Below are 25,646 nucleotides of genomic sequence, written 5' to 3'. Positions count from 1 at the left end.
GCTGTTGCGTCGGGCGGGAAGCCGCTTTTCAGGCCGATGGTGGCGCAAGCGCCGCGACATGGCCGGCCAGTTCAAAAACCACCGCCGCCGGATCGAGCGACAGGATCACCGCCCCGCTCGCCAGATGCCGCGCTTTTTCCCAATGGTCGAGCGCCACGCCGAGCGCGGACCCGCTGCGATGCCGCGCGGCCTGCGCGATGAAGGCGGGCGCGCGTTCCAGAAACGCCTCATAGCGCGGCTTGGCCGATTTGATCGCCAGCGCTTTGGCCAGCGCCAGTCGCTGCCGATTGTCCCGGTCGCCATCCTGCGCGATCCGCGCCATCGCGCTTTCTATGTCCGCCAGGTTCAGGCCCAGATAACGCAGCGCCTTGCCCGGCGACCCCTCGCCCGCGCGGATCAGGGCGTCAATCTCTGTCGGGGACAGGCTTTCATCCTTGCCGCGCAGGATGGCGCGCATCGCCCCGTCGCTCAGCGGATCGAAACGCAGCGTGCGGCAACGCGAACGGATCGTCGGCAGCAACCGGCCCGGCGCGTGGCTGACCAGCAGGAAGATCATGTCGGCGGGCGGCTCTTCCAGATTTTTGAGCAACGCATTGGCCGCGCCTCGCTCCAGATCGTCGGCACTGTCGATCACCACGATCCGCCGGGTCGAAAGCGACGGCGCGGACTGAAGCAACCGTTGCAGTCCGCGCACCTGATCCACGCTGATGTTGCGCGCGGTGACGCCATCCTTTTCCAGCGGGAACAGTTCGGCATAATCGGGATGGGCGCTCGCTTCGATCAGGCGGCGAACCGGGTGGCTTTCCGGCACGTCAAGTCCCGACCCCACCACCGGCGGGCCAGCGGCGTCCGCCAGCAGACGCAGCGCCATCGCGCGCGCGAAGCTGCCCTTGCCGATGCCCTTTGGCCCGCTCAATATCCAGCCATGATGCATCCGCGCGCTGGCCGCCGCGTCGATCAGCGTGCTGGCCTGCGCGTCATGGCCCAGAAGGGACGTCATGGCAGCAGATCCGCCAGCGCATCGATCAGGCGGGCCGTGACCGCGCCGGGTTCGCCGGACGCATCGATCGCGCGGAACCGCGCCGCCTCGTCCGTCGCGAAACGAGCGAAGGCATCCGCCACGGCGCGATGAAAGCTTTGGTCGCGGCCGCCAATCCGGTCCGATGCGCCACCATCCCGCACGCGTGCCCGCGCTTCGGCCTCACCCGCTGGCAAGGTCAGGAACAGGGTCCGGTCAGGCAGAAAGCCCTCACTGCCGATCCGGTGCAGCGTCACAATGTCCGCGTCGGACAGCGCCCCCTGCCCCTGATAGGCCCGGCTTGAATCGAGAAAGCGGTCGGACAGCACCCACGCTCCCCGCGCCAGCGCCGGGCGGATCGTCTTTTCGATATGATCGGCCCGCGCCGCAGCAAACAGCAAAGCCTCCGCCCGCGCGCTCCAGCGATCCGCGCCGCCCGTCAGCAACAGCGAACGGATCGCTTCCGCGCCTTCGCTGCCGCCCGGTTCGCGCGTTTCCACGACCTCCAGCCCGCGCGCGCGCAGAGCGGCGGCAAGGGCGCGTAACTGGGTCGATTTGCCAGCGCCCTCTCCGCCTTCCAGCGTGATGAACCGCCCTTCTATCACCCGAACAGCGATTTCAGGCCATTCCACAACCGGCCGAACATGCCCGCTTCAGCGACATCCGCGCCAGCAACCAGCGGCATAACCTGCGGCGGCGTGTCGGGCGTGGATACGATCAGGTCGGCAATCTTCTGCCCTTTGGCGATCGGCGCCTTGATCGGGCCGGTATAGACCACTTTGACGGAGATATTCGTCGATGCGGTGCGCGGCAGCGTGACCGCCAGATTTTGCGGCGCGACCAGCGGCACGCTGGTCGCGCTGCCCAGCTGGACGTCAGCGGTTTCGACAGTCGCGCCCTTCTTGAACAGGGGCTGCGCCTTCCACGCCTTGAAACCCCAGTCCATGAAGCGGACCGATTCCTGGATGCGCCCGTTAAAGCTGCCCAGCCCCGCCACCACCATCACCAGGCGGCGGCCATCCTGTTCCGCCGATCCGGTAAAGCCATAGCCCGCTTCTTCGGTATGGCCGGTCTTGAGGCCATCGGCCCCCGCGATCTTGCCCAAAATCGGGTTGCGATTGCCCTGCGCAATGTCCGCGCCGCCCATCGTCTTGCCCCAGGTGAAGGAACGGGTGGCGTAGAAACGCTTATAGAGATCGGGCGTTTCCTCGATCGTTCCTTGCGCCAGCTTGGCCAGATCCTCGGCGGTCACATAGGTCACGCCTTCGTCCGGCCAGCCATTGCTGGTGCCGAAATGACTGTTTTTGAGGCCCATGCGCTTGGCCTCCTCATTCATCAGCGCGACGAAAGCCTGCTCGGTCCCGGCAATCCCTTCGGCCAGAACGACGCAGGCGTCATTGCCGGACAGGGTGACTATGCCGTGCAGCAGATTTTCCACCGATACCTGCTCGCCCGCCGACAGGAACATGGTCGAACCGGCAGCCGGGCCATGCCACTGCTTCCAGGTTTCCGGGCGTACGGTGAACATGGTGTCCAGCTTCAATTCGCCCTTCTGGATCAGGCGGAAGGCGACATGGGCGGTCATCATCTTGGCCATGGATGCCGGTGGCATCTTCGTTTCGCCGCCCTTGTCATACAGTACCGCGCCCGACGACAGATCCTTCATATAAGCGATCGGCGCTTCGCTGGTGTAGGGCGGCGCCGCTGCGGTCAGCGGCTGGGCCAACAGCCCGGTGAAGAGGAGGACTGCGACGGACTTGTTCATGGGGCTGCCTTCAAATGGGATGGAATCGCTTGGGTGGTGCGCGATGTCTATCGCGCGTCATTAGCCATGATGCGGCCATTCTCAAACCCCTTGGCTGCGGCGGCGCGCACACCAGCCTGTGCGGCGTCCTGCGTGGGATAGGGGCCAAAGCGCACCCGCCACACGCCGTCGCCCTCCACTGCCCTGGCGCCGATGCGCTTCGCCAGCGTTTCGGCGCGGGCGCGGGATGAGAAGGCAGCGACCTGCACCACATAAGTCCGGGCGGCGGCTGGCGCGGCGGCAGAGGCAGGAGCAACTGGCGCAACAGGCGTTGGCGCCGATGGCGCGCCCGCCTTTTCCACCACGAAGCCATCCTGCCTTGCGGGCGTTGGCGCAATTCCGCGCTTCTCTGGGCCGCGGACCGCCCTGGGCGGCGTCTTGGCGCTTGGCCTTGCTACGACCTTTGCCTTTGCGGGCGTTGCTGCGGGACGGGCGGGCAGCTTGGCCCGCAGCGCGGTCAGCAAGGCGGGCGGGGTTTCCAGCCGCTCTGCCACCCGGCCATGGCTGCGCAGCGCAACCCGTTCCTGATCGGGCGGGCTGACGCGCCGCACCCGCACCGCCGCCGCGCCGTCGTCGATCACGCCCAACTGCTCCGCCGCGCCGCGCGACAGGTCGATGATCCGGTCATTGGCGAAAGGTCCGCGATCATTGACCCGGACCAGGATGGTCCGTCCGGTATCGAGCGCCGTCACCTCGACATAGCTGGGCAGCGGCAATGTCTGGTGCGCGGCGGTAATCGCCTCCGGCACGAAGGTTTCGCCATTGGCCGTCTTGTTGCCCTGCAACTCCTCGCCATACCAGCCGGCATAACCGACCGCATCATAGTTAGGCGCGTCTTCGGGCGTATAGGTGACCTTGCCGACGCTGTAGGGCGCGCCAATCATCAGGGGGTCATCGGATACCATCGCGCCCTGCGCCAGCGGGCGCGGCGATGATGCGGGCGGCGGTGGCACGGGCGGCTGCTCCCCGCCGCTGCACGATGCCAGCAATAGTATAAGCCCGGCCGCCAGAGGCAGCCTCCCCCCCTTATTTGACCGCATCGGCCAGCAACCCCACAGACAGAGCATAGAAATTGGAACAGTTATAATCCAGAATTGCCCGGTAATTGCCGGTCAGCAGATAGGCGGTCTTGCCCGGCCCGTCCGGCTCCAGCAGCGTCGCCATCACCGTATCGGCGGGCCAGGCGCCGCTTTGCGGGGTAAGGCCCAGCTTGCGCCATTCGGCCATGGTCAGCCATCGGCTATGCCGGTTGAATACGCGCGGGCAGCGCGCCGGATTGGTCTTTGCCGCCACGCTGGCGCGGTTCAAGCTGGACGGCACGGAGACCGCCACACCCCAGGGTTGCCCGCGTCGCCATCCGGCCTGCACGAAATAATTGGCGATCGACGCCAGTGCATCCGCCTCACTGGTCCAGATGTCCGCCCGCCCGTCGCCATCGCCATCCTTGGCCAGCCGCAGATAGACCGACGGCAGAAACTGGGGATAGCCTGTCGCCCCGGCCCAACTGCCGACCAGGCGGCTGCGCGGCACACCATTGTCCAGCATCTTCAACGTCGCCAGCAGTTCCGGCTCGAACAGGGTGCGCCGACGCCCCTCATGCGCCAGCGTTGCCAGCGACCGGATCAGGTCGAAATCGCCGACATAGCTGCCATAATTGGTTTCATGGCCATAAATGGCGACCATGATCTCCTCCGGCACGCCGGTTTCCGCCTCTATCCGGGCCAGACGCGCGCGATTGGCCTGATAGGCGGTCTGGCCGCGCCTGATCCGCGCGGCATCGACATGCTGGCGGCGATAGGGTTCGAAATTGGGGATGGGCGAATAAGCGCCACCGCCGGGCTGCGTCTGGTCCAGCGCGATGACCCGTGGATTGGGCGTCAGCGTCGCAAACACGCTGTCCAGCGTCGCGTCACTGATCCCCATCGCCCGCGCCTTGGGTCGCAGGCTTTCCAGATAGGCGCGAAAATCCATCACATCCTGTGCCTGCGCAACCCCCGGCACAACAGTGCCAGCCGTTACGCCAGCCAGCCCCAGCAACAGCGAAAATACAGACGAACGCAGAGAATCTCTCATCCCCCCGTTGTTGCACAGGCCGGACGGCAGGTGAATCCCCTTAATGGCAACTATGGCCCGTTTAGACGACGAACCGAGCCCCAGGCGATTTTTGCGCTTGGCAAGCCAGCACAGCGCGCTAGGAAGCGAGGCGACGGAAGGGTGGCAGAGTGGTCGATTGCAGCGGTCTTGAAAACCGCCGATGTGCAAGCATCCGTGGGTTCGAATCCCACCCCTTCCGCCAATATCGCATCTCGCTAGAGGTTTTGACGCGCGGCCTATCCGGCCTCGCGGTGCTCAGGCGTAGGTTCCGGGCGCAATCCGTTTCAGGCTGATTTCGCGTTGCGGGGTTGGGTCCACCGTGCTGACCGATGGCTCGGCGATCACCGCCAATGGGTCTATCTCTCGGCTCAGCAACAGGCCGCAACGCTCCACGCCGCACCAGATCACCGTGCCGCATACTTCCAGATAGTCGGCAATCACCGTAACGCGCGCGCCGATCGGCGGTAGATACAGGCCGGTGACGAGCGCGCCGTAGGAGGAGATATTCAGGATGGTGACGGGTTCGGTAACACCGTCCCATAAAAGCGTCGCGCGGGCATTGGCTATGAAGCGGCTTTCGCGGCGACGTTGGACCTGCGGCCTGTAATGGATGCTGTTCATCGCTGTCTCCCGGTTTCCCCCCAGGATCAGATGTGAATCTGTCGCAGCAATCTTGCAGAAGCGATAAGCGGGCTGGTTAACAGGGGGGCAGCTATGAACGGGTCTCTGCCCCCCCGATTGGAAATCAGGCCAGCGCGCCGTGGCAATGCTTGTATTTCTGGCCCGAACCACAGGGGCACGGCGCATTGCGACTGATGTCCAGATTGGCGAATTCGCCGGCCGGGACCGCAGGCGCGCGCGGGATCGTCGTCGTGATCCCGCCAAATGTCCCTGCATCGAAATCGGCGCTGTTATCTTCGCCGGAGAAAGGATCGATATGGGTCGTGATAAAATCAGGTAGCACGGGCAGGTCGAATTCGGGCAGCGGCGCGTCCATGCGGAACTGCACCCGCGCGATCGATCCCGTCACATCCTCCCGGATATTTTCCAGCATCCGCTCGAACAGGGCAAAGGCTTCCTGCTTATATTCGTTGATCGGCGTCTTTTGCGCATAGGCGCGCAGATGCACGACCTGACGCAGCGCATCAAGCGTCGAGAGATGCTCTTTCCAGTGATGATCGAGGCTCTGGAGCAGGATCGACTTTTCGATCATGTGCCAGTCCGCAGGATCGACCTCCCGCACCTTGTCCGCGACGGTTTCGTCGGCCAGGGCGGAGAGCCGCTCCTCGATCATTTCAGGGTCGACCGCATCTTCGGCCAGCCAGGCGTCGAAATCCGGCTCAAGGCCCAGAATTTCCAGCGTTCGCGCCTTCAGCTTGGCGATGTCCCATTGTTCGGGATAGGTGCCGGGCGGGCAGCTGCTGCCGACAATGTCGTTGACCGTTTCATGGCGCATGTCGGTGACGACATCGTCGACCGTCTCTGCATCCATGATGTCGGACCGCTGCTCGTAAATCACCTTGCGCTGGTCGTTCATGACGTCGTCATATTCGACGACCTGCTTGCGAATGTCGTAGTTGCGCGCCTCGACCTTCTTCTGCGCGGTCTCGATCGCCTTGCTCAGCCATTTGGACGGGGGCAGCGCTTCGCCATCTTCCAGGTTGGACCGGATCATCTTGGCGAACATTGTGTCCGGGCCAAAGATGCGCATCAGGTCGTCGTCCAGGCTGAGGTAGAAGCGCGACAGGCCAGGATCGCCCTGACGCCCCGAACGGCCGCGCAGCTGGTTGTCGATACGGCGGCTTTCATGCCGCTCGGTCGCCAGCACGAACAGACCGCCGGCCGCCAGCACTTCGGCTTTCTCCGCCGCAATTTCCGCCCTGATCGCTTCGATCGCGGCGTCGCGCTCCGGCCCTTCGGGCATGTCGCGCAATTCATCCTCGACCCGTAGTTCCAGATTGCCGCCCAGCTGGATGTCGGTCCCGCGCCCGGCCATGTTGGTGGCGATCGTCACCACGCCCTTGCGCCCGGCCTGCGCCACGATATGCGCTTCGCTCTCATGGAAGCGCGCGTTCAGCACCGCGTGCGGCACGCCTTCCTGGTTGAGGAATTCGGACAGCATTTCGGACTTTTCGATCGACACGGTCCCGACCAGCACTGGCTGGCCCTTTTCCGAATGTTCCTTGATCGTGCGGGCAATGCCGCGGAACTTGTCCTCGATATTCTTGTAGAAACTGTCCTGCTCGTCGATCCGCTGCACCGGCTTGTTGGTGGGGATGGTGACGACGTTCATCTTGTAGATTTCGTAGAATTCGGTCGCTTCGGTGGAAGCGGTGCCGGTCATGCCCGAAATCTTGGGATACATGCGGAAATAATTCTGGAAGGTGACCGACGCCAGCGTCTGGTTCTCCGGCTCGATCTGGACGCCTTCCTTGGCTTCCACAGCCTGATGCAGCCCGTCGGACCAGCGGCGTCCGTCCATCATGCGACCGGTAAATTCGTCGATGATGACGACCTTGCCGTCCTTGACGATATAATCGATGTCGCGGCGGAACATCACGACCGCGCGCAGCGCCTGGTTCACATGATGGACGACCTGCGTATTCTCGAAATCATAGAGGTTGCTGCCCTGCAGCAACCCCGCCGCCTCCAGCAGCCGCTCGATCTTTTCGGTCCCCTCTTCAGTCAGGGTGACGGAACGCTGTTTCTCGTCCTTTTCATAATCGGATTCGTCGATCTGCTTCACGATCGCATCGACCGCGACATAGAGTTCCGACTTGTCGTCGGTCGGCCCGGAAATGATCAGCGGCGTGCGCGCCTCGTCGATCAGGATCGAGTCCACTTCGTCGACGATGGCGAAATTGAAGGGGCGCTGGACCATCGACGCGCGGTCATATTTCATATTGTCGCGCAGATAGTCGAAGCCCAGCTCGTTATTCGTCGCATAGGTAATGTCGGCGGCATAGGCGGCGCGGCGCTGATCCTCGCTGATGTTCGGCACGATCACGCCGGTCGTCAGCCCCAGGAAGCGATAGACCTGCCCCATCCATTCGCAGTCGCGGCTGGCCAGATAGTCGTTTACGGTAACGACATGGACGCCCTTGCCCTCCAGCGCGTTGAGATAGGTGGCCAGCGTCGCCACCAGCGTCTTGCCCTCACCCGTCCGCATTTCGGCGATTTCGCCGCGATGCAGGACGATACCGCCCACCATCTGCACATCGAAATGCCGCATGCCCAGCACCCGGACGGCAGCTTCGCGTACCGTTGCAAAGGCTTCCGGCAGCAGGTCGTCCAGCGTCTCGCCAGCGGCCAGCCGTTCACGAAAACGCACCGTCTGCGCTGCCAGATCCGCGTCGTTCAGCGCCTGAACCGATGGCTCGAACGAGGCGATCTTGTCGACGATCTTGCCCAGCGACTTCACATAGCGTTCGTTGGACGATCCGAAGATGGACTTGGCGAGGGCGCCGAACATGCAAATTCCTGACTTTACGGGGATGTGCGGGGCGAAAACGCCCCGCACGCAAATATGCGCCGCGATTTAGGGTGTGGGCGTTGGATAGTCAATTCGCTCAAGTGACACACTCCGGCAGGCCATCAAAGCGCCAATGCTCTGGCTACCAACCCGGTCGGGTCCGCAAGCGGATTCCGCCAGTCCGCTCGACCGGGATGAGAGACCGTAACGACCCTTCGGCCATCCAATGCTTGATGGCATTCGCTAGCCCATCCCCGATCGTTGGTTTCGCGATAACTATCGATGAGTTGACTCGCGCCGAGACGCTCTCGAACCCGCGTCCGGCTGTCCCGCCGAAACAGAGTAAAGCCGTGACGTTCAGGCTGTCGATTACGGCCTGATGCACCGGCCAACAATCCCGGATCAATTGCGCTTTCTGTTGCCGTAACGCAGCTTCGGAAGAGGTTCGGACAAATATAAGGTTGCTCGCTGGGACTTCTCTTGGCGCCAGTTTGAGCCGTGCCAACATATGCAATATCCGAGGCTGCATACCCCATGTTCCTAGGGCAGCGCCTTGCCACGACTCATCAGCATAGGCCGACCATGAAGCAGGCTGCGTCCAAAATTGGTCAATATCGGCAGCGACAGTTTCAGAAACCTGATCAACAGGATTTCCACCAGGATTCAGGCCGAGAATATACAGGTCGCTCTTTTTTGAAAAAGCTGATCTACCGGAATAGAATACTGACCCGGATGATTGTAGTATATTTGGAGCGATTGCGGACAGTGCTTGGTCTATTGATGAATTATCGCCACGCTTGATTTCAATGGTCATAACTCCTGCACTCCCTCGGCTACACGGTATCACCTAATCATTGCTAAACGGGAAGGTAAGGCAAGTGAAAGTTGCTAAACGACCAAGTATCTGATTTATATTGTTTTTTTGATGGAAAGTTGCCCTGTATTATTTGCTTCGTATCTCGTATCGGGTTGCCATGAGCAAGCCCTCCCCCCTCGCCCCCGCCGCCTTTCCGGCCCTGCCTCCGATCGCAGGTGTGACGCTGCGTCGCGCCCGTGCCGGATACAAGGCGTGGGAGCGGTGCGACCTCACCTATGTCGAACTCGACGCAGGCACGGCGGTCGCTGGCGTGACGACGCAGAGCAAATGCCCCTCCCCCGAAGTCGAATGGTGTCGGGACGCCATTCCGCTGGGGTCGGCGCGCGCGCTCGTCGTCAATGCGGGCAATGCCAATGCTTTCACTGGCCATCGCGGTCGCGCGGCGGTGGAGGCGATCGCGGCCAAGGTCGCCAATCACCTTTCCTGCAAGCCCTCGGACATATTCGTCTCCTCGACCGGGGTGATCGGCGTGCCCTTGCCCATCGACAAGGCAGAGGCCGGTCTTGAAGCGGCCTTTGCCGCCGCCCCCTGCGGCTGGGAAGATGCCGCCAACAGCATCGGCACGACCGACACTTTCGCCAAGGGCGCCCATGTCTCCGCCATGATCGGGGGAACGCGGGTCGATCTGGTCGGCATCATCAAGGGGTCGGGCATGATCGCGCCGGATATGGCGACGATGCTCGGCTATATCTTCACCAATGCCACGATCGACCCGGCGCTGCTGCAATCCATGCTCTCGGCCGCCAACACTCGCAGCTTTTCCTGCATCACGGTCGATAGCGATACGTCGACCAGCGATACGGTACTGGCCTTTGCCACCGGCAAGGCAGGCAACGCGCCGCTCACCAGCATGGACGATACAGGCGCCGATGCCTTTGCCGCCGCGCTGGCCGATCTGTGCCGCCAACTTGCCCATCTCGTCGTGCGCGATGGCGAAGGCGCGACCAAATTTGTCGAGATCAGTGTCGAGGGCGCAACCAGCGACGACAGCGCGCACAGGATTGCCCTGTCGATCGCCAACTCGCCGCTGGTCAAGACGGCGATTGCAGGTGAGGACGCCAATTGGGGCCGTGTCGTCATGGCGATCGGCAAGGCTGGCGAACCGGCTGATCGCGACCTGCTCTCCATCCGTTTCGGCGCGACTCAGGTGGCGACCGGCGGCCTGGCGGTGGAGGGCTATGACGAAGCGCCGGTTGCCGCGCATCTGAAGGGGCAGGACATCGTCATCGGCGTCGACCTGGGGCTGGGCGAGGGCCGCGCGACGGTGTGGACCTGTGACCTCACCCATGGCTATATTTCGATCAATGCGGACTATCGCAGTTGATGCTGGAACTGCACGCCCCGGTCGTCGCGCTGATGCGCGATGTGGCCCGCAATGTCGTGATGCCCCGCTACCAGAATCTGGCGAGCAGCGAGATCAGTGAAAAGGCGGATGCCGACGATCTGGTCACCATCGCGGACAAGGAAAGCGAAATCCGGCTGGCCGAGGGGCTGGCCGCGATCCTGCCCGAAGCAGGCATTATCGGGGAGGAAGCCTGCGCTGCCGACCCTTCGATACTCGACCGGGCGGGCGATGGTCTCAACTGGATCATCGACCCGATCGACGGCACCGGCAATTTCGCTGCCGGCAAGCCGCCCTTCGGCATCATGATCGCGCTGGCGGATGCCGGGACGACGCTGGCCGGCTGGATTCTCGATCCGATCAGCGGACGGCTGTGCCATGCGATGCTGGGCGGTGGCAGTCATATCGATGATGAACGGGTGCAGGCGCGTGAAAGTGGCGGTGCTTTGCCGATCGCAGCGCTGGCGGTCTATTTCATGACGCCGGACGAGCGCGCCGACATCGCCCTACGGTCGCAGGACAGGTTCGCGCTGGTCGATATTCCCCGCTGTGCGGCCGAACAATATCCCCGGCTGGTGCTGGGACAGAATGATGTGTCGGTGTTCGCCCGCACCCTGCCATGGGACCATGCGGCGGGCACATTGTTCCTGAATGAAGCGGGCGGTTGCTGTCAGCGGCTCGATGGTACCGCCTATGTCGTGGGCGACATGCGCCGGGGTCTGCTCGGTGCATCCTCGCCAAGGCTGTGGGACATGGCGGCGGAACTGCTGTTTCGCTGATCATCCGGACGTCGTATCCGTTACGACGCCCGGACCACCTGATCAGAGGGCGCCTTCGATCCAGCTCTTGAGCGCGCTCTTGGGCGCTGCGCCAACCTTGGTCGCCGCCGGTTCGCCATTTTTGAACAGGATCATCGTCGGGATGCCGCGCACGCCATATTGACCCGGCGCATCGGGATTTTCGTCGATATTGACCTTGGCGATCGTCAGCTTGTCACCCAGCTCGTCGGAGATTTCCTCCAGAGCCGGGCCGATCATCTTGCACGGGCCGCACCATTCGGCCCAGAAATCGACAAGCACGGGCTTGTCGGAATCGATCACGTCAGCCTTGAAGCTGCTGTCGGTAACTGCCTTGGTGGCCATGACTATAATCTCCTTGTCTTGAAGCGGTATCTAGGGCGTGCACGCATCCGGCTCAACGGGTCAGAGCGGCAAATTCTCCTGCGCAGGGACAAAGCCCGGCTTGTGCGTTGCCAGCAGGGCGGGCGGCAGGGTGATGAGCCGCGCGGCACTGGTGTAAAGCAGTCCCGCTTCGATCGTCCGGTCGGGGAAGATGACAGCCAGCGCGGCGGCATAGGCGGCCATCTGACGGACATGTGCCGTGGGCACCTCGTCCACGCCGATCGGCGCGATCCGTCCGGTCTTGAAGTCCACCAACTGGATGCGATCCGGGCCAACACATAGCCGGTCCACGGTTCCGGCGATTACCGCTTCGCCAACCACCGCCGCTATAGGCGCTTCGGCGAGCGCATCGGGGCTGAACAGGTCGGCAAAATCGGGTGCTTCGATCACCTGTAGCGCCTGCGCGACAATATCCTGCCGAACCGCCGCATCGTCCGCCCCCTGCTGGAGCAGCCAGCGGTCGGCGGCGTCCCGGCGACGTTCAGGCTCGACACCTGGCAACCGTTCGAACAGGGCATGGAGCCATCGCCCTCGCTCCGCAGCCGCGCGCATCGCGGGCGTGGGCGGCGGATAAGGCACGTCGTCCTCGACCGGCGCGGACGGGGCGAGCGGACGCGGCGGGCGCGCTTCCACTGGCGCGGGCCGACGCAGCCAGTCGGGTATGTCGGCGGCGACTTGCTCCTGCGGGGCTTCCGGCTCTGCCTTCCGCGATGGCAAATCCTCCGTCCCCAGCCAGCGCCGCCTCGCGCCCCATAATGGGTCCGCCTCCCACTCCGCGCCCAGCGAAGCCATCGCGCCTTCGACCGCCGCGAACCAGCTTTCAGGCTTCACTTCGCCCTTCGCCCTTGGTCCCAGCGATCCGGCGACGATCAGTTTTTCCTCCGCGCGGGTCAGGGCGACATAGAGCAGCCGCCAATGCTCCTCCCGCTCGACGGAGGCGGCCTGCTCGGCCACCTCGCCGATCGGCCCCTGCCGCTCCGGCTTGCGCGGGGCAAGGATGGGCAGGCCGTTCCAAAGCAGCGCATCCGCGCGATTGCCCGCATCGGGATCAAGGCAGGCATCCGCCAATATGACGACGGGCGCCTGCAACCCCTTGGCGCCGTGCACCGTCAGCAGGCGCAGCATGTCGCCCTGCGCCGCCGCATCGCGCACGATGTCGACTTCGCCCCGGTCGAACCAGTCGATGAAGCGCTGGAGCGAGGGATGGTCGTCACTCTCGAACGCCAGCGCCGCGTTGAGCAGTTCCTCGATCGGATCGACCGCTTCGGCTCCCAGTCGTTCGATCAGGCGACGGCGGCCATCCATCGGCCCCGACAATATCCCCTCCAGATAGCGATAGGGCGTCGTCAGGTCCGCAACCGCCAGCAAATCGCGTAAGGGCTTGAGCGTTTCTTCGTCCTGCGTCTGGAGCAGGTGCCGCCACAGTCCGGTCTTGCGCCCGATCAGCCGGTGCATCAATTCGTCCTGGGTCCAGCCGATCAGCGGCGAAACTAATAGCGACGCCATGTTCAGCTCGTCGTCGGGTTGCACCGCAAAGCGCAGTGCGGCCAGCAGATCGCGCACCGCCAGCGGCGCATTGAGCCGTAGCCGGTCGATCCCGGCAACCGCCACCTTCTCCTCATAAAGCCGCGCCACGATCAGCCGGGCCAGTTCGCTGCGGCGACGGACCAGGATCATGATGTCCCCTGCCCGCACTGGACGCCCCCGGCTTTCGAGCATCACCCCGTCGTCGATCCATTGCCTGATCTGTTGCGCGATCTTCTGCGCCAGCACCCGCTCCTGATCGGCGGCCCAATCCTCCTCGCCCTCGGCCTCGCCGGACAGGTTGGCGACGACCGGCTTCCACAGCAGCACTTCGCCCGGATGCCGGTTGGCGCTGATATGATGGACGTCGCCCGCCTCCAGCCCCAGCCGATCGGCGCGCAGGGTCGAAATGGTGCGGTCCACCACGTCCAACACCGCCGGGGTCGAACGGAAGCTCTGGTCGAGAGACAGGTTGTGAAAATCGTGACCGCTATTGTCGGCATCCCGCTGGAACAGGATTTGCGCCGCAGCGAAATTGGCCGGGCTGGTCCCTTGAAAGCCGAAGATGGCCTGCTTGAAATCGCCGACGGTGAAGATTGTCCGCACCTTGTCGCCCGGCTGCCACTCGCTTGCGAAAAATTCCTCCGCCAGCGTCCTCACGATGCGCCATTGGGCGGCGTTGGTATCCTGCGCCTCGTCCACCAATATATGGTCGATCCGCTGGTCCAGCTTGTACCGGATCCATTCCGCAATCCCGTCCTGCTCCAGCAGCGCGGCGGCGCGGGCGATCAGGTCGTCGAAATCTACAGCACCGGCCAGTTGCTTGGCCTGCGCATAGGCCCGCGCATAGGCCCGCCCGGCATGGAGCGCCTGCCCCAGCAGCGCCGCATAATCGGCGCGCAGCTTCATCGCGATCAGCTCGGCGCAGCGGTCGTAGAGCCGGGTCGCCATTTCGGCATAGCCATCGACCGGCGGCACCCACCCCTTCGTCAGCATGATCTCGCCATCCGCCTTGGCCCAAGCGCGATGCAGGTCGGACAGGGTGGCGGCCCGGCCTGCCGGGTCAAGCGCGCGCCACGCGGCAATCCGGTCGCACCGTTCCAGCCCGCGGCTCTTGCCCCATTGCACATTCACCTGCACGATCTGGTCGAGCGTGCGCATATCGAAGCTTGCGTCCGCGCATTGGTCGGCCAGCCATTGGTCGATGTCGCCCTCCGGCAGGCCAAGTTCGGCCATGACCCAGGGCGTGATCGCATCGGGCAGATATTCCAGTGCATCGCCCTTCGCCGCGCACCGCAGAAGATAGTTTTCCGCCCCACCCTCGCCCAGCCGCAGACTGATCGCCTGCAACGCCGCGAACAGTGCATCGTCGCGCGTCTCATGCGCGCGCACCACCATGTCGGCCAGCGTCTGCCGGGCGAGATTGGTCTGTTCGCGCTGGTCGAGCGGCCTGAAGCCGGGCGTCAGGTTTGCCTCCAGCGGAAAGGCGGTCAGCAATTGCTGGCAAAAGCCATGGATTGTCTGGATACGCAGCCCGCCGCCGGTCGACTCCAGCACTTCGGCGAACAACCGCCGCGCAAAATCGCGCGCATCCGGCCCGGACTCCTCGCCCAGCGCCTCCAGATCGGCGAACAGCCTCTTGTCGTCCATCTGCACCCAGGCGGCGAGCCGGTCATGGATGCGATCGGCCATTTCTGCCGCGCCAGCCTTGGTAAAGGTCAGGCACAATATATTTTCCGGCCGCACCCCTTGCAGCAGCAGGCGGAACACGCGTGCGGTCAGCACATGGGTCTTGCCGGTCCCTGCCGACGCGGACAGCCAGACATGCGCGTCCGGTGCGGCGGCGCGGGCCTGGTTGCCCTGCAAGGGTTGCAGCGCCTTAGCCATCGTCGCGGCCATACCATTCCTCCAGCCGCATCAGCTGGTCATAATCGCCATAATTGGCGACTTCGGGGTTGATTTCCGCACGGAAGGGCGCCGTCCCCAGCAGGAAGGCCTGCGCCAGCTCTTCAAACTGTTGATGGACCCTGGCGGTAAACTGGTCCGTGACGATCTTGTTGCGCGCGCCCATCGGATCGACCGGACTTTCGCGATAGCCGAACTGATCGCCCTTCTTGGCGAGCGACCAATACTCAAAGCCGCCTGCGGTCCTCTTCCCCGTAATGCAGTCAAACCCGCCATTTTCCGCGATCACGCCCAGCAGCCCCAATTGCAGCGCAAAGCCCGCCTTCACCTGCGCTGCGCTGGGCGGCTTGCCGGTCTTGTAGTCGATAATGCCTAGCGTGCCGTCGGGCAGGCGGTCGATCCTGTCCGCCTTGCCCATCAGCGTCACCTCGGCAATGTCTGCGCGCCCTTCCTTTTCGACGGCAAGGATGGTGCGCCCTTCCGCCTTGTCGCGCACCACTTCCGCCGCGATCCAGCGGATCGCCTCGATCAGGCGCGGCTGCCACAGCGCGCGCAGCAGCGGATGGACCTCTGGCCGGTCGAACATGGCGCGGGCGCGCGCTTCCAGATCGGCGGGGTCCAGTATCCCGGCTTCCGCCCACTGCTGCAGGATGTCATGCACCGCCGTTCCGCGCCAGGCCGGTCCGGCATCGGCATCGACCGGGTCAAGCCGTGCGAGCCGCAGTATGCGCCGGGCGTAGAATGCGAAAGGATCGGCCTTCAACCGGTCCACATCGGTGACGGGGATGACGGTTGGGCGAACCGATGCAGGCGGCGCGGGTGCGGGGCGGCCTTCAGGGTTATGGATAGCGGGCGTATCGAGGGTACGCGCCAGCACGGCATAGCTATCCGCCACTTTCCATTGCGGCCCCGCCATAGCCTTCAGTCGTAACCAGAGCCGCGACGCCACCGCCGGGCCACCACTCCCGCGTTTCGCGCGCGTGATCAGAACATGGGGCGCACCCAGCGCACTGGCGAAATCATGGGCCGCCAGGCCAATGCGCGTCTCCACCCCCGGCAAGCCCAGTTCCCGCCGGATACGCGGCGCCAGCCACGGATCAGGCGCGGGCAGGCCGGGCCATGTGCCTTCGTTCAGGCCGCCCAATATCATCAGGTCCGGCTGTACCAGTTGCGCCTCGATCAGCCCCAATATCGCAATGCGCGGGTGGCCACCCTGCGGCGGACGCACCGACACGCCGCCCAGCACATGATCGAGCAGCATCGGCAGCGCGCGCATGTCCGCCTGGCGCGGGCCTTCATCGGCGGCACCCTCCATCTCGGCGAACAGATCGGCGGCGGCATGCCCCTGATGCCCCGTCCAGACGGCGTCCCCCGTCAGCGCGCCCGCCTGCTCGCGGATCGCCGCCAATTGCGTGGCAAGATCAGTTGCGACGGCAAAGGCCCGTTCCAGCGGTTCCAGCAAGGCGCGCGCGGCAGGCCACCAGTCGCGCACCTGTCCGCGTATGGTCCGCTGGCGATCATCATCGCGCGGCATCAGCAGCAGGTCGATCCCTGCCAGCCCCGCCTGCGGCCTTGGCCCGCGCAACAGCAGGTCGAGCGCGCGCACACCCTCCAGCCATGCCAGCCGCCCTTCGCCCCGCATGACCAATGGATGTTTGAGCAATGTCAGCAGCGGGACCGGCGCGAACCGTTCCGCCACCGCCTGCGCTATCGCGATCAGCAAAGTGCCGGGCGGAAGCCGTGAAAGCGGCAAGCCCGCCGAATCGTCCGCCTCTATGCCCCAGCGCTTGAGATGCGCAGATACCCGCGTCGCCAGTTGCCGGTCGGGCGTCACCAGTGCGGCGGTGCGCTTCTCCGTCTCCAGCGCCTCGCGCAGGGCGATGGCGATGGCCTGTGCTTCCTCGCCCGGTGTCGCCACTTCCAGCGCAGCGACCCCCGCCAGCGAACGGTCTGCGGTCTTCAGGTCACGCCAGCGACTGGTGAGCCGGGGCGGCAGCATTGCGTTGGAGATATTGCGCCCGCGCACCGCCCGCGCATCATGCTCGCTGCCCCAGCGCCACTGCGCCACATCGTCACGGGTCGCGCTCATGGCGTGGAGCAGCCGTTTCAGCGCATATTGCGGATGGCTTTCATGCCCGGCGGGGGCCAGGCCGGTGACGGGATCGGGATCGAAGGGGCCGATCGCCTGCCACGCTTCGTCGTCCATATGCTGGTCCAGCCCGGCGAACACGACCATGCCGCCCGGCATTTCGCCTATCCGGCGCAACAGCCCTGCGACCGCCGGAGCCGTCGACGCAATGCCCGCCGCCACGACAAAGCCCGACGGCGGATGATCCCGCCAGCGCGCCGCCAGCCGGTCGAACAGCTGGTTGCGCCGCTCGGTCAGATCCATGCAGCCCAGCCGCGCCAGTTCATCGGGCCAGCGGGCGATCACGATCTCGAACAGATGCAGCGACGTTTGCCAGTGCCGCGACAATTCGTCGGACAGGCTGAGGTCGCGCAGCGCCGTGACTGGCACCCGCTCCACCTGCATCTGATCCAGCACCGCGCCCAGAGCCTGCCCCAGTTGCAGCGCTTGCCCCGCGTCAATATCGCCCTTCACCTGCTGCACCATCCGCGCCAGGATCATCTGGCGGCGCATCGGTGCAATCGCCGGGGGCAGCGCGTCCCCCTCCCCCAACGGATCGAGTGCGCTGCCGACCTGCTCGCCAATATCCGGGTCGCCGATGGCCGCCAGACGCGGCAGCAACAGCCCCCCGCCCGACGCGCGCACGAACGCATCGCTGACCGCGCGGACCGCGCGATTGCTGGGCAGCAGGATCATGCCCTGCGTCAACGCCATCGGATCGCCGCCATGGCGCGCCAACAGGCCCGCAACCAGCGCATCGGAAAAGGCGCGGTGCGCCGGGATGGAAAATAGCGCGGGGCGCGTGCGATCACCCATGGGTGATCATGGATTCCACGACAGGGATGGCTTTGGGCGTACCGACGTCGAACCAGAGGCCCTGATGCGAAACGCCATAGAGCCGTCCCGCCTCGATCGCCCTGTCCCAGAAAATATTGGTCGAAAATACGTCACCGGGCGGATCGCGCAGCAGCGCGGGCGACATGATCTGTACGCCGGTAAAGACGAATGGCGCGACATGGGCCGTCTTGCGCCGCGTCAGCCGACCGCTGGCGTCCATATGAAAATCGCCCTGGCCAGTATGGCAGTGCGCGCGCGCGAGCGGTACCAGCAGCAGCAGCGCATCCATCCTGTCCGGGTTCCAGATGCGCTGCATCATTCCCAGCGTTTCCTGTGGCCCGTCGATCCACAGATTGTCGCTATTGGCGCAGAAAAAGGGTTTGTCGCCCAGCAGCGGCGCGGCATGGATCAGGCCGCCGCCGGTTTCCAGCAATTTGGCGCGCTCATTGGAGACGGCAAACGCCATGCCGCCCTTGCGCGTGCGCAAATGCGCCTCGACCGTGTCGGCGAGATAATGGACATTGACGATCACCTTGCGGATGCCGCCAGCCTCCAGCCGGTCGAGCGCATGGTCCATCAGCGGTTTGCCCGCCACCTTGACCAGCGGCTTTGGCCGGGTGGCGGTGAGTGGACGCATCCGCTTGCCAAGCCCCGCCGCCATCAACATCGCTGTGTCGATCATGCCGGGGCGAACTCCACCAGCGCCTCATGGCGTTGATCGGCCGGTATGTTGGCGGCGAACCATTGCGCCACCGGTTCCAGCGCCGGGTGCGCCAGATCGCGCTCCAGCAAATCCCACATGCGCGGCAGGAAGCTGAGATAACGCGGCTTGCCATCGCGCTGCCAAAGGCGGGTGAAGATGCCGATAATCTTGGCGTTCCGCTGCGCGCCCAGCACCGCATAGGCAGCGTCGAAATCGGGCGGCGGCGCGGCGATCGCCTTGTAGCGCGCCAGCATCGCTGCCTCGACCTGCGGCGGCACATCGCGCCGCGCATCCTGCAACAGCGACACCAGATCATAGGCGGGATGCCCGGCAAGCGCGTCCTGAAAATCGAGCAGGCCCAGGCCATGCGACGTCGCCCGGTCGATCAGCATGATATTTTCTGCATGATAATCGCGCAGCACCGTGACGGTCGGGCTGGCGGACTGTTCGACGATCGGCAGCACCGCATCCCATGCCGCGACATAGGCGTCCTGATCGACCGTCAGGCCGATCGCCGGGCAATACCATTGCGTCAGCAAATCGACTTCGCGCTGATAGACCGCGCGGTCATAGGGCGGCACCGGCGCTGCGGGCAAACGGTGGAGGTCCGTCAGCAAATCGATCGCGCGGCCATAGACCGCAAGTTCCGCGTCCGGCTGATCGTCCAGATGTTCCTTGACCCGCAGATCGCCGAAGTCCTCGATCAGCACCAGCCCCTCTTCCAGATCGCGGGCCAATATCCGTGGCGCGGCAAAGCCGTCCGCCAGCAGATGTTCTGCGATGGCGATGAACGGGCGCGGATCTTCATGCGGCGGTGGCGCATCCATCAGCACCGCGCGGCGTCCGCCGTCGACGACGCGGAAATAGCGACGGAAGGATGCATCGCCTGCCAGCGGCACGATGGCGGCGTCGCCCCATCCGGCTTGGCCAAGGAAAGCGGGTGCGGCGGCCGGGGGGATCATATCTGTGACCATCGCTCCGTCCAAGCGTCGGGCACGTCCGCTGTCAAGCGCCGAGCGCCATCCCCTTCAATCGCAATGCTCAAACGCAGCGCATGCGGCCATAGCCGCGCACCCAGCCGGTCGGGCCATTCAACGATCAGCAGACTGTCCATCAGATAGTCGCCCAGCGCCAGTTCCTCCGTATCCTCCGGCGTGTCGAGCCGATAGAGATCGACATGGGCGACCGGCAATCGCACTTCCGGCACGTCATAGGGCTGCACGATCGCAAAGCTGGGACTGGGCGCTTCGCCCGCCAACCCCAACGCTTCCAATATACCGCGCGCCAGCGTCGTCTTGCCCGCCCCAAGCCCACCTTCAAGCGCAATGACATCGCCGATTCGCACATGGGTGGCGATGCGATGGCCAAGGTCCAGCATCGCAGCTTCATCGGCCAGATACAGCGCCACGTCAGCCACGGGGCAACTCGATCACCACCATCGTCCCCTGACCCGGCTGCGACACCAGTTCCAGCGTCCCGCCGTGGGCCTGCGCCAGCTGGCGGGCGAGCGGCAAGCCGATCCCGGCCTTGCCTCCGCTACGTGCCTGTCGGGCGCGGGCTGCCGGATCGAACAGCAATTTCTGCTGCGCCGCCGGGATGCCGGGTCCATTGTCGGAAATGACGATCCTGGCACGATCAGCACCACCATCGCCATGCAGCAGCACGCGGGCGCTCCTGCCGCCATAGCATATGGCATTTTCGAGCAGATGATCGATCGCCTGCCCGATCCGGCGGGCGTCCCCCTCCACCTGGCCCAGGCTGGGGTCGATCGTGACGGCCAGGTCTATCCCCTTGGCGTTGGCGTCGGCGCGGACACGATCGGCGCTCGCACGGGCAACCGCCGCCAGATCGACGGGCGCACGATCGATCGGCAACGTCCCCGCCTCGCCCTGCGTCAGGTCCAGCACATTGTCGATCAGCATGGACAGGCGGCCCGTGCTTTGCAGTATGCCATCGACATAGTCCTTGGCCGATGCGCTGAGTTCCCCGGCATAGCCCGCGCTCATCATCTCGGCAAAGCCGGCAATGGTGGTCAGCGGCGTACGCAGTTCGTAGCTCATATTGGTAACGAAGGCGGTCTTGACTTCATCGGCCTGTTCCAGCGCCACATTGCGGTCGCGCAGTACCTGTTCGACGCGGCGGCTGTCGGTCACGTCCAGCATGGTGAAAAGCGCATTGCCATCGGGCAACGGGATGGCGGCAAATTCGAAGGTCCGCCCGTCAGCAAAGCCGACATGGCCGATCCGCTGCTTGCGTTCGACCGTCGCCGCGCGGACAAGTTCGCGCACCAGATTGGACTGTTGCGGCTTGGCCAGCCGTTCCTGCACCGCGCGCATCAGGTCATCTATGCGCGGATGGGTCGCCAGCATTTCCTCATCTGCGCCCCACACCGTGCGGAACCGGCTGTTCCACATCTGGAGGCGACCGTCGGACGAAAAGACGCCGATCGATTCGAACAGATTGTCGAACGTCGCCGTCCGCACCCGCAGTAGCGTATCGCGCGCGCTCGAAAGCTGCACCTGCTCGGTCCGGTCCTCGAAGATCAGCAGCAGGCCGCCATCGGGAAGAGGCTGGGCATAGACACGCAAATGGGTGCCATCCTGCAGCAGCCAGTTTTCCTCGACCGGATCGGGGGACAGGAACCAGTCGCGCCGTTCGCCGCGCCATGCCGGAAAGTCGCGATGTTCCGGCAGGCGGCGTGCGTCGCGCATCTGGTCCAGCACCCGCTCGAACAGGGGGGCATCGGCCAGTTGCTCCTGATGCAGGCCGAACAGGCTGATGAAGGGCTGGTTCCAGAAGCGTAGCGCCCGGTCCGGGCCAAATCTGGCAACGCCTGCGGACAGGCGATCGAGCAAGTCGCGCTGCGCTGCTTCCAGGCGGCGATGTTCGACCCGTGCCTGTTCCAGTTGATGCTGGTCGACGGCATAGCCCGCGACGCCCGCCTCGCCCAGCGGCACGTCAACCACGCGCATGGTGCGCCGCTCGCCGTCGATCGTCGCGGGGACCATGCGTTCGATTGGCTCACCGCGCGCCAATGCGTCGGCGGCGGCGGCCTGCGGCGTCAGGCCGCCCACCGCCTCGACCAGTTCGACGCCGCTGCCGATCACTTCGCGGGCATCGGCACCATCGACCGCGCGGACATAGGCGCTGTTGACCAGGCTCAGGCGCAGGTCCGGGGTGCGGTGCCACATCGGGAAGGGTGCAGCCTCGACCAGTCCCGCCAGCGCTTCCAGCGCATCGCGCAACTGGTCGACCTGGCCTTTGAGCGCCTGGATTTCGGACTGGCTGTCGGTCGCGTCGAATATCCACAGCACGACGCCACCGTTTGACGCCAGGCTGGGCGATGCAGGCGCGCCGCGGACCAGAAGCAGGCGTGACGACCCGACACCGCGCACCGGCAGGGCAAAGCTCTTGCCCGCCTTTTGCGCAGACGCGATTTCGCGCGCCAGCGCTGCGGCATCGTCGGGTTCCAATCCCCCGTCGGCAGCGATCAGTTCAGATGCAAAGGTCGGGACACGGGGCTTGCCCAGCCATTTGGCGAGACGATCAGCCGCTTCCAGCTTGCCATCGGGATGAATGACCACCGGGGCGGCCGGTGCGGAAGCGAGCAGCATGGCAAGGCGATCGAGCTTGCCCTGCGCCTGCATCCCCTCGCGGCGCATCCGCTGTCCGCTGGCCAGCGCCCACACGGCGGCGCCCAGCCACAGGGCCAGCACGATGCCCAATATGATGGCGGCCATGGGGGTCAGCGTCATTGCGCCCTCTGCTCCCATTTCCGCCGAAACTGCCTGTCGCTGTTCATAATCATGCCCGGACTAACGCAAGTCGGGCGCAGCGGGAAGAAGGCGATGCAAAGAATTGAGGCCAGCGCGTAAAAGCAGACCAAAACAAATCCTCCCCCTTGCAGGGGAGGTGGCAGCACGACGTGCTGATGGAGGGGTGTCGCCCTATCTAAAGCAGGACACCCCTCCGTCTGGCCTGCGGCCCGACACCTCCCCCTAAAGGGGAGGATGGTCACTGATCAGTAGCGGTAGTGGTCGGGCTTGAACGGCCCTTCGACCGGCACGCCGATATAATCGGCCTGACGCTGGCTCAGCTTGGTGAGCTTCACGCCCAGCTTTTCCAGATGCAGTTCGGCGACCTTTTCGTCCAGATGCTTGGGCAGGACATAGACTTCGTTGCGATACTGATCGCTCTTGGTCCACAGTTCGATCTGCGCCAGCGTCTGGTTGGTGAAGCTGGCCGACATCACGAAGCTGGGGTGGCCGGTGGCATTGCCTAGATTGACCAGGCGCCCCTTCGACAGGACGATGATCTTCTTGCCGTCGGGGAACTCGACTTCGTCCACCTGCGGCTTGATCTCGGTCCATTTCATGTTGTTCAGGCCCGCAATCTCGATCTCGCTGTCGAAATGGCCGATGTTGGACACGATCGCCATATTCTTCATCGCGCGCATGTGATCGACGGTCAGCACGCCTTCATTGCCGGTCGCGGTGACGAAAATGTCGGCGCGCGGGGCGGCCTCTTCCATCGTCACGACTTCATAGCCTTCCATCGCCGCCTGCAGCGCGCAGATCGGATCGACTTCGGTCACGAGCACGCGCGCGCCACCATTGCGGAGCGAGGCAGCCGAACCCTTGCCGACATCGCCGAAGCCGGCGACGCAGGCGACCTTGCCGGCCAGCATGACGTCGGTGCCGCGACGGATCGCGTCGACCAGCGATTCCTTGCAGCCGTAAAGATTGTCGAACTTCGACTTGGTGACGCTGTCGTTCACGTTGATCGCGGGGAAAGGCAGCTTGCCCTTCTTGGCCAGTTCATAGAGGCGATGGACGCCAGTGGTGGTTTCTTCCGACACGCCCTTGATCGACTGAACGGTTTTGGTCAGGAAACCGGGGCGTTCCTTCAGCACGCGCTTCAGCACAGCGCAGAAGATTTCCTCTTCCTCGTTCGACGGGGTGAACAATTCCTCGCCCGCTTCGACCCGCGCGCCCCACAGGGCGAACATGGTGGCGTCGCCGCCATCGTCCAGGATCATGTTGGCAACGCCCGACGGATCGGTGTGCCAGTCGAAAATGCGTTCGACATAGTCCCAATATTCCTGCAGCGTTTCGCCCTTGATGGCAAATACGGGCACGCCCGACGCGGCGATCGCGGCGGCGGCATGGTCCTGCGTGGAATAGATGTTGCAGGTCGCCCAGCGAACCTGAGCGCCCAGCGCGGTCAGCGTTTCGATCAGCACGGCGGTCTGGATCGTCATGTGCAGCGATCCGGTGATGCGCGCGCCCTTCAACGGCTGCGACGGGCCGAATTCCGCGCGCAGGGCCATCAGGCCCGGCATTTCGGTTTCGGCGATATCCATTTCCTTGCGGCCAAAATCGGCCAGGGCGATATCGGCGATCACATAATCCTGCGCCTGGGTGGCGGAAGCGGTGGCCACGATCGTGTCTCCGTAAACTTGAAATGATGCCTGTACCGCTGGAAAAAGGTCCGGGCGGCGGCGATGGCAAGCGCTTTACCAACCGCCGCCGCCCGTGGCAACTCGATATAAAGATTTCTTTATGTGATGACCCTGCCGGTCGACCGAAACCTGCGTCAGGCCGAACCGGCACCGCGCACCAGATGCGACGAATCGACACCGGCCGCCGCATAGGAAGCGGCCCATTTGCGATGGGTGGGCACGTCGAACAACAGGTCGGCATTGCCCGGTGCCAGAAACCAGCTGTCGCTCGTCATCTCGCGTTCCAATTGCCCGGCGCCCCACCCGGCATAGCCAAGCGCGACGAGATAGCGGCTGGGTCCGCGCCCCTGCGCAATCGCCTTCAATATGTCGAGTGATCCGGACAAGCCCCATTGCGTGCCGACCTGCACCATGTCCTGCCCCGACCAGTCGAGCGAATGGAGGACAAAGCCGCGCCGCGGTTCGACCGGACCGCCGCGCAGGACGGGTCTGTCGGGGATCGCGCTGCCGTCAATGTCGAAACTGTCGAGCAGGCCATGCAGGCTGACGCCTTCCATTTCCTCCCCGACCGCTATGCCCATTGCCCCTTCGGCGTCATGAACGCACAGCGCGACCACGCTATGATCGAACCGCGCATCAGCCATGCCGGGCAATGCGAGCAGGAAATGCCCGCCAAAGAAACTGGTCTGGTCCATCACCGGAATATAGACCAACATGGGATGATGCCAAGGATCTCGCGGCATATTCCGTCCCCGCCCTTGACAGTCCGCCCGGCAGCAACGACCTGCGCCCTCGTCAGTTTCAGGAGAATGACCATGACCATTGCCAAGGGCGACCGCCTTCCCAGCACGACATTCACGAAAATGACCGAGGATGGTCCGGAGCCCGTGACGTCGGACGAATATTTCGCGGGCCGCACGGTCGCGGTCTTTTCCGTTCCCGGCGCATTTACGCCCACCTGCTCTGCCAAGCATCTGCCCGGCTTCATCGACAAGGCCGGTGCGCTGAAGGAAAAGGGCGTCGATGAAATCGCCTGCACCGCCGTCAACGACGCTTTCGTGATGGGCGCTTGGGGCAAGTCTGCCGGTGCCGATGGCAAGGTGACGATGCTCGCCGATGGCAATGGCGATTTCGCCAAGGCCGTTGGCCTGACCATGGATGGCAGCAAATTCGGCCTTGGCCAGCGGGGCCAGCGCTTCTCCATGATCGTGAAGGACGGCGTCGTGGCCGAACTCAATGTCGAAGCCCCCGGCGATTTCAAACTGTCATCGGCCGACCATATGCTGGGTCAGCTCTAATT

At 64.4% G+C, this 25,646-nt stretch carries 20 protein-coding genes and 1 tRNA gene; 4 read left to right on the top strand and 17 right to left on the bottom strand.

The window, feature by feature from the left end; translation table 11 throughout:
• Window positions 1-28: 28 nt before the first annotated feature.
• Genes CJD35_RS13175 through CJD35_RS13155 form a run of 5 tightly spaced genes read right to left on the bottom strand, consistent with a single transcriptional unit; the run spans window position 29 to window position 4,895 of the window.
• Entirely contained in the window at window positions 29-1,000 is a 972-nt protein-coding gene (locus CJD35_RS13175) for an AAA family ATPase (protein ID WP_017182365.1), read from the bottom strand.
• A complete protein-coding gene (gene tmk / locus CJD35_RS13170) occupies window positions 997-1,623 on the bottom strand; it encodes a dTMP kinase (protein WP_017182364.1) in 627 nt (208 codons plus the stop codon). Before tmk ends, CJD35_RS13175 begins: the two co-directional genes overlap by 4 nt.
• Complete coding sequence (locus CJD35_RS13165; protein ID WP_095687105.1) at window positions 1,620-2,783, bottom strand: D-alanyl-D-alanine carboxypeptidase family protein; 1,164 nt, start codon at window positions 2,781-2,783, stop codon at window positions 1,620-1,622. The genes tmk and CJD35_RS13165 overlap by 4 nt, the downstream gene beginning before the upstream one ends.
• 47 nt (window positions 2,784-2,830) lie before the next feature.
• Window positions 2,831-3,862, bottom strand: coding sequence for a septal ring lytic transglycosylase RlpA family protein (locus CJD35_RS13160; protein WP_026002254.1), 1,032 nt, complete (start codon window positions 3,860-3,862; stop codon window positions 2,831-2,833).
• Window positions 3,849-4,895 carry a lytic murein transglycosylase gene (locus CJD35_RS13155; protein WP_037514318.1) on the bottom strand — a complete coding sequence of 349 codons (1,047 nt, stop codon included), beginning with the start codon at window positions 4,893-4,895 and terminating at the stop codon, window positions 3,849-3,851. The genes CJD35_RS13160 and CJD35_RS13155 overlap by 14 nt, the downstream gene beginning before the upstream one ends.
• Window positions 4,896-5,030: 135 nt before the next feature.
• Here CJD35_RS13155 and CJD35_RS13150 point away from each other — a divergent pair.
• Window positions 5,031-5,118, top strand: a tRNA-Ser gene (locus tag CJD35_RS13150).
• A gap of 53 nt (window positions 5,119-5,171) precedes the next feature.
• Here CJD35_RS13150 and CJD35_RS13145 read toward each other — a convergent pair.
• The 3 genes from CJD35_RS13145 to CJD35_RS22440 form a co-directional block, all read right to left on the bottom strand.
• On the bottom strand, window positions 5,172-5,537 hold the full coding sequence (locus tag CJD35_RS13145) for a PilZ domain-containing protein (protein ID WP_017184401.1): 366 nt from the start codon (window positions 5,535-5,537) through the stop codon (window positions 5,172-5,174).
• Window positions 5,538-5,661: 124 nt separating this feature from the next.
• Window positions 5,662-8,388: a preprotein translocase subunit SecA gene (gene secA, locus CJD35_RS13140; RefSeq protein ID WP_017184402.1), complete on the bottom strand. Its 2,727-nt coding sequence runs from the start codon at window positions 8,386-8,388 to the stop codon at window positions 5,662-5,664.
• A gap of 142 nt (window positions 8,389-8,530) precedes the next feature.
• Window positions 8,531-9,202, bottom strand: coding sequence for a hypothetical protein (locus CJD35_RS22440; protein ID WP_157742315.1), 672 nt, complete (start codon window positions 9,200-9,202; stop codon window positions 8,531-8,533).
• A gap of 160 nt (window positions 9,203-9,362) precedes the next feature.
• On the opposite strand from CJD35_RS22440, the gene argJ reads away from it, so the two are divergent.
• The gene (gene argJ, locus CJD35_RS13135) at window positions 9,363-10,589 is read left to right on the top strand and encodes a bifunctional glutamate N-acetyltransferase/amino-acid acetyltransferase ArgJ (RefSeq protein ID WP_017184403.1); all 1,227 of its coding nucleotides are present in this window, start codon (window positions 9,363-9,365) and stop codon (window positions 10,587-10,589) included.
• On the top strand, window positions 10,586-11,386 hold the full coding sequence (locus tag CJD35_RS13130) for an inositol monophosphatase family protein (protein WP_167383154.1): 801 nt from the start codon (window positions 10,586-10,588) through the stop codon (window positions 11,384-11,386). Before argJ ends, CJD35_RS13130 begins: the two co-directional genes overlap by 4 nt.
• 42 nt (window positions 11,387-11,428) lie before the next feature.
• Here CJD35_RS13130 and trxA read toward each other — a convergent pair whose 3' ends face one another.
• The 9 genes from trxA to CJD35_RS13085 form a co-directional block, all read right to left on the bottom strand.
• Window positions 11,429-11,749: a thioredoxin TrxA gene (gene trxA, locus CJD35_RS13125; protein ID WP_017184405.1), complete on the bottom strand. Its 321-nt coding sequence runs from the start codon at window positions 11,747-11,749 to the stop codon at window positions 11,429-11,431.
• 60 nt (window positions 11,750-11,809) lie between these two features.
• A complete protein-coding gene (addA, locus tag CJD35_RS13120; RefSeq protein ID WP_017184406.1) occupies window positions 11,810-15,211 on the bottom strand; it encodes a double-strand break repair helicase AddA in 3,402 nt (1,133 codons plus the stop codon).
• On the bottom strand, window positions 15,192-18,161 hold the full coding sequence (gene addB / locus CJD35_RS13115) for a double-strand break repair protein AddB (protein WP_017184407.1): 2,970 nt from the start codon (window positions 18,159-18,161) through the stop codon (window positions 15,192-15,194). Before addB ends, addA begins: the two co-directional genes overlap by 20 nt.
• Window positions 18,154-18,864, bottom strand: a complete 711-nt coding sequence (locus CJD35_RS13110; protein ID WP_017184408.1) for a nucleotidyltransferase family protein — start codon at window positions 18,862-18,864, stop codon at window positions 18,154-18,156. Before CJD35_RS13110 ends, addB begins: the two co-directional genes overlap by 8 nt.
• Window positions 18,861-19,847, bottom strand: a complete 987-nt coding sequence (locus CJD35_RS13105) for an aminoglycoside phosphotransferase family protein (protein ID WP_017184409.1) — start codon at window positions 19,845-19,847, stop codon at window positions 18,861-18,863. Before CJD35_RS13105 ends, CJD35_RS13110 begins: the two co-directional genes overlap by 4 nt.
• Complete coding sequence (gene tsaE, locus CJD35_RS13100; RefSeq protein ID WP_420876374.1) at window positions 19,844-20,263, bottom strand: tRNA (adenosine(37)-N6)-threonylcarbamoyltransferase complex ATPase subunit type 1 TsaE; 420 nt, start codon at window positions 20,261-20,263, stop codon at window positions 19,844-19,846. The genes CJD35_RS13105 and tsaE overlap by 4 nt, the downstream gene beginning before the upstream one ends.
• Before the next feature lie 31 nt (window positions 20,264-20,294).
• Complete coding sequence (locus tag CJD35_RS13095; protein ID WP_017184411.1) at window positions 20,295-22,640, bottom strand: PAS domain-containing sensor histidine kinase; 2,346 nt, start codon at window positions 22,638-22,640, stop codon at window positions 20,295-20,297.
• Window positions 22,641-22,906: 266 nt separating this feature from the next.
• Window positions 22,907-24,325: an adenosylhomocysteinase gene (gene ahcY, locus CJD35_RS13090; protein ID WP_017184412.1), complete on the bottom strand. Its 1,419-nt coding sequence runs from the start codon at window positions 24,323-24,325 to the stop codon at window positions 22,907-22,909.
• Window positions 24,326-24,480: 155 nt separating this feature from the next.
• The gene (locus CJD35_RS13085; RefSeq protein WP_017184413.1) at window positions 24,481-25,062 is read right to left on the bottom strand and encodes a YqgE/AlgH family protein; all 582 of its coding nucleotides are present in this window, start codon (window positions 25,060-25,062) and stop codon (window positions 24,481-24,483) included.
• A gap of 99 nt (window positions 25,063-25,161) precedes the next feature.
• Between CJD35_RS13085 and CJD35_RS13080 the strand changes: the two genes are divergently transcribed.
• Window positions 25,162-25,644, top strand: coding sequence for a peroxiredoxin (locus tag CJD35_RS13080; protein ID WP_026002626.1), 483 nt, complete (start codon window positions 25,162-25,164; stop codon window positions 25,642-25,644).
• Window positions 25,645-25,646: the final 2 nt, after the last annotated feature.

Source organism: Sphingobium xenophagum, from assembly GCF_002288285.1.
In the GTDB taxonomy this organism is placed as follows: Bacteria; Pseudomonadota; Alphaproteobacteria; order Sphingomonadales; family Sphingomonadaceae; genus Sphingobium; species Sphingobium xenophagum.
Note: the sequence above shows the minus strand (reverse complement) of the source record. Positions and strands in the feature narration are given on the sequence as shown.

Bases quoted from the DNA above. Each gene is read 5' to 3' on its own strand.
- CJD35_RS13095 (WP_017184411.1), bottom strand. From the start codon at position 22,640: ATGACGCTGACCCCCATGGCCGCCATCATATTGGGCATCGTGCTGGCC.
- CJD35_RS13175 (WP_017182365.1), bottom strand. From the start codon at position 1,000: ATGACGTCCCTTCTGGGCCATGACGCGCAGGCCAGCACGCTGATCGAC.
- CJD35_RS13145 (WP_017184401.1), bottom strand. From the start codon at position 5,537: ATGAACAGCATCCATTACAGGCCGCAGGTCCAACGTCGCCGCGAAAGC.
- secA (WP_017184402.1), bottom strand. From the start codon at position 8,388: ATGTTCGGCGCCCTCGCCAAGTCCATCTTCGGATCGTCCAACGAACGC.
- addB (WP_017184407.1), bottom strand. From the start codon at position 18,161: ATGGGTGATCGCACGCGCCCCGCGCTATTTTCCATCCCGGCGCACCGC.
- CJD35_RS13165 (WP_095687105.1), bottom strand. From the start codon at position 2,783: ATGAACAAGTCCGTCGCAGTCCTCCTCTTCACCGGGCTGTTGGCCCAG.
- CJD35_RS13155 (WP_037514318.1), bottom strand. From the start codon at position 4,895: ATGAGAGATTCTCTGCGTTCGTCTGTATTTTCGCTGTTGCTGGGGCTG.
- CJD35_RS13110 (WP_017184408.1), bottom strand. From the start codon at position 18,864: ATGATCGACACAGCGATGTTGATGGCGGCGGGGCTTGGCAAGCGGATG.
- CJD35_RS22440 (WP_157742315.1), bottom strand. From the start codon at position 9,202: ATGACCATTGAAATCAAGCGTGGCGATAATTCATCAATAGACCAAGCA.
- tsaE (WP_420876374.1), bottom strand. From the start codon at position 20,263: ATGCTGGACCTTGGCCATCGCATCGCCACCCATGTGCGAATCGGCGAT.
- addA (WP_017184406.1), bottom strand. From the start codon at position 15,211: ATGGCCGCGACGATGGCTAAGGCGCTGCAACCCTTGCAGGGCAACCAG.
- trxA (WP_017184405.1), bottom strand. From the start codon at position 11,749: ATGGCCACCAAGGCAGTTACCGACAGCAGCTTCAAGGCTGACGTGATC.
- CJD35_RS13160 (WP_026002254.1), bottom strand. From the start codon at position 3,862: ATGCGGTCAAATAAGGGGGGGAGGCTGCCTCTGGCGGCCGGGCTTATA.
- argJ (WP_017184403.1), top strand. From the start codon at position 9,363: ATGAGCAAGCCCTCCCCCCTCGCCCCCGCCGCCTTTCCGGCCCTGCCT.
- CJD35_RS13080 (WP_026002626.1), top strand. From the start codon at position 25,162: ATGACCATTGCCAAGGGCGACCGCCTTCCCAGCACGACATTCACGAAA.
- CJD35_RS13105 (WP_017184409.1), bottom strand. From the start codon at position 19,847: ATGATCCCCCCGGCCGCCGCACCCGCTTTCCTTGGCCAAGCCGGATGG.
- CJD35_RS13085 (WP_017184413.1), bottom strand. From the start codon at position 25,062: ATGTTGGTCTATATTCCGGTGATGGACCAGACCAGTTTCTTTGGCGGG.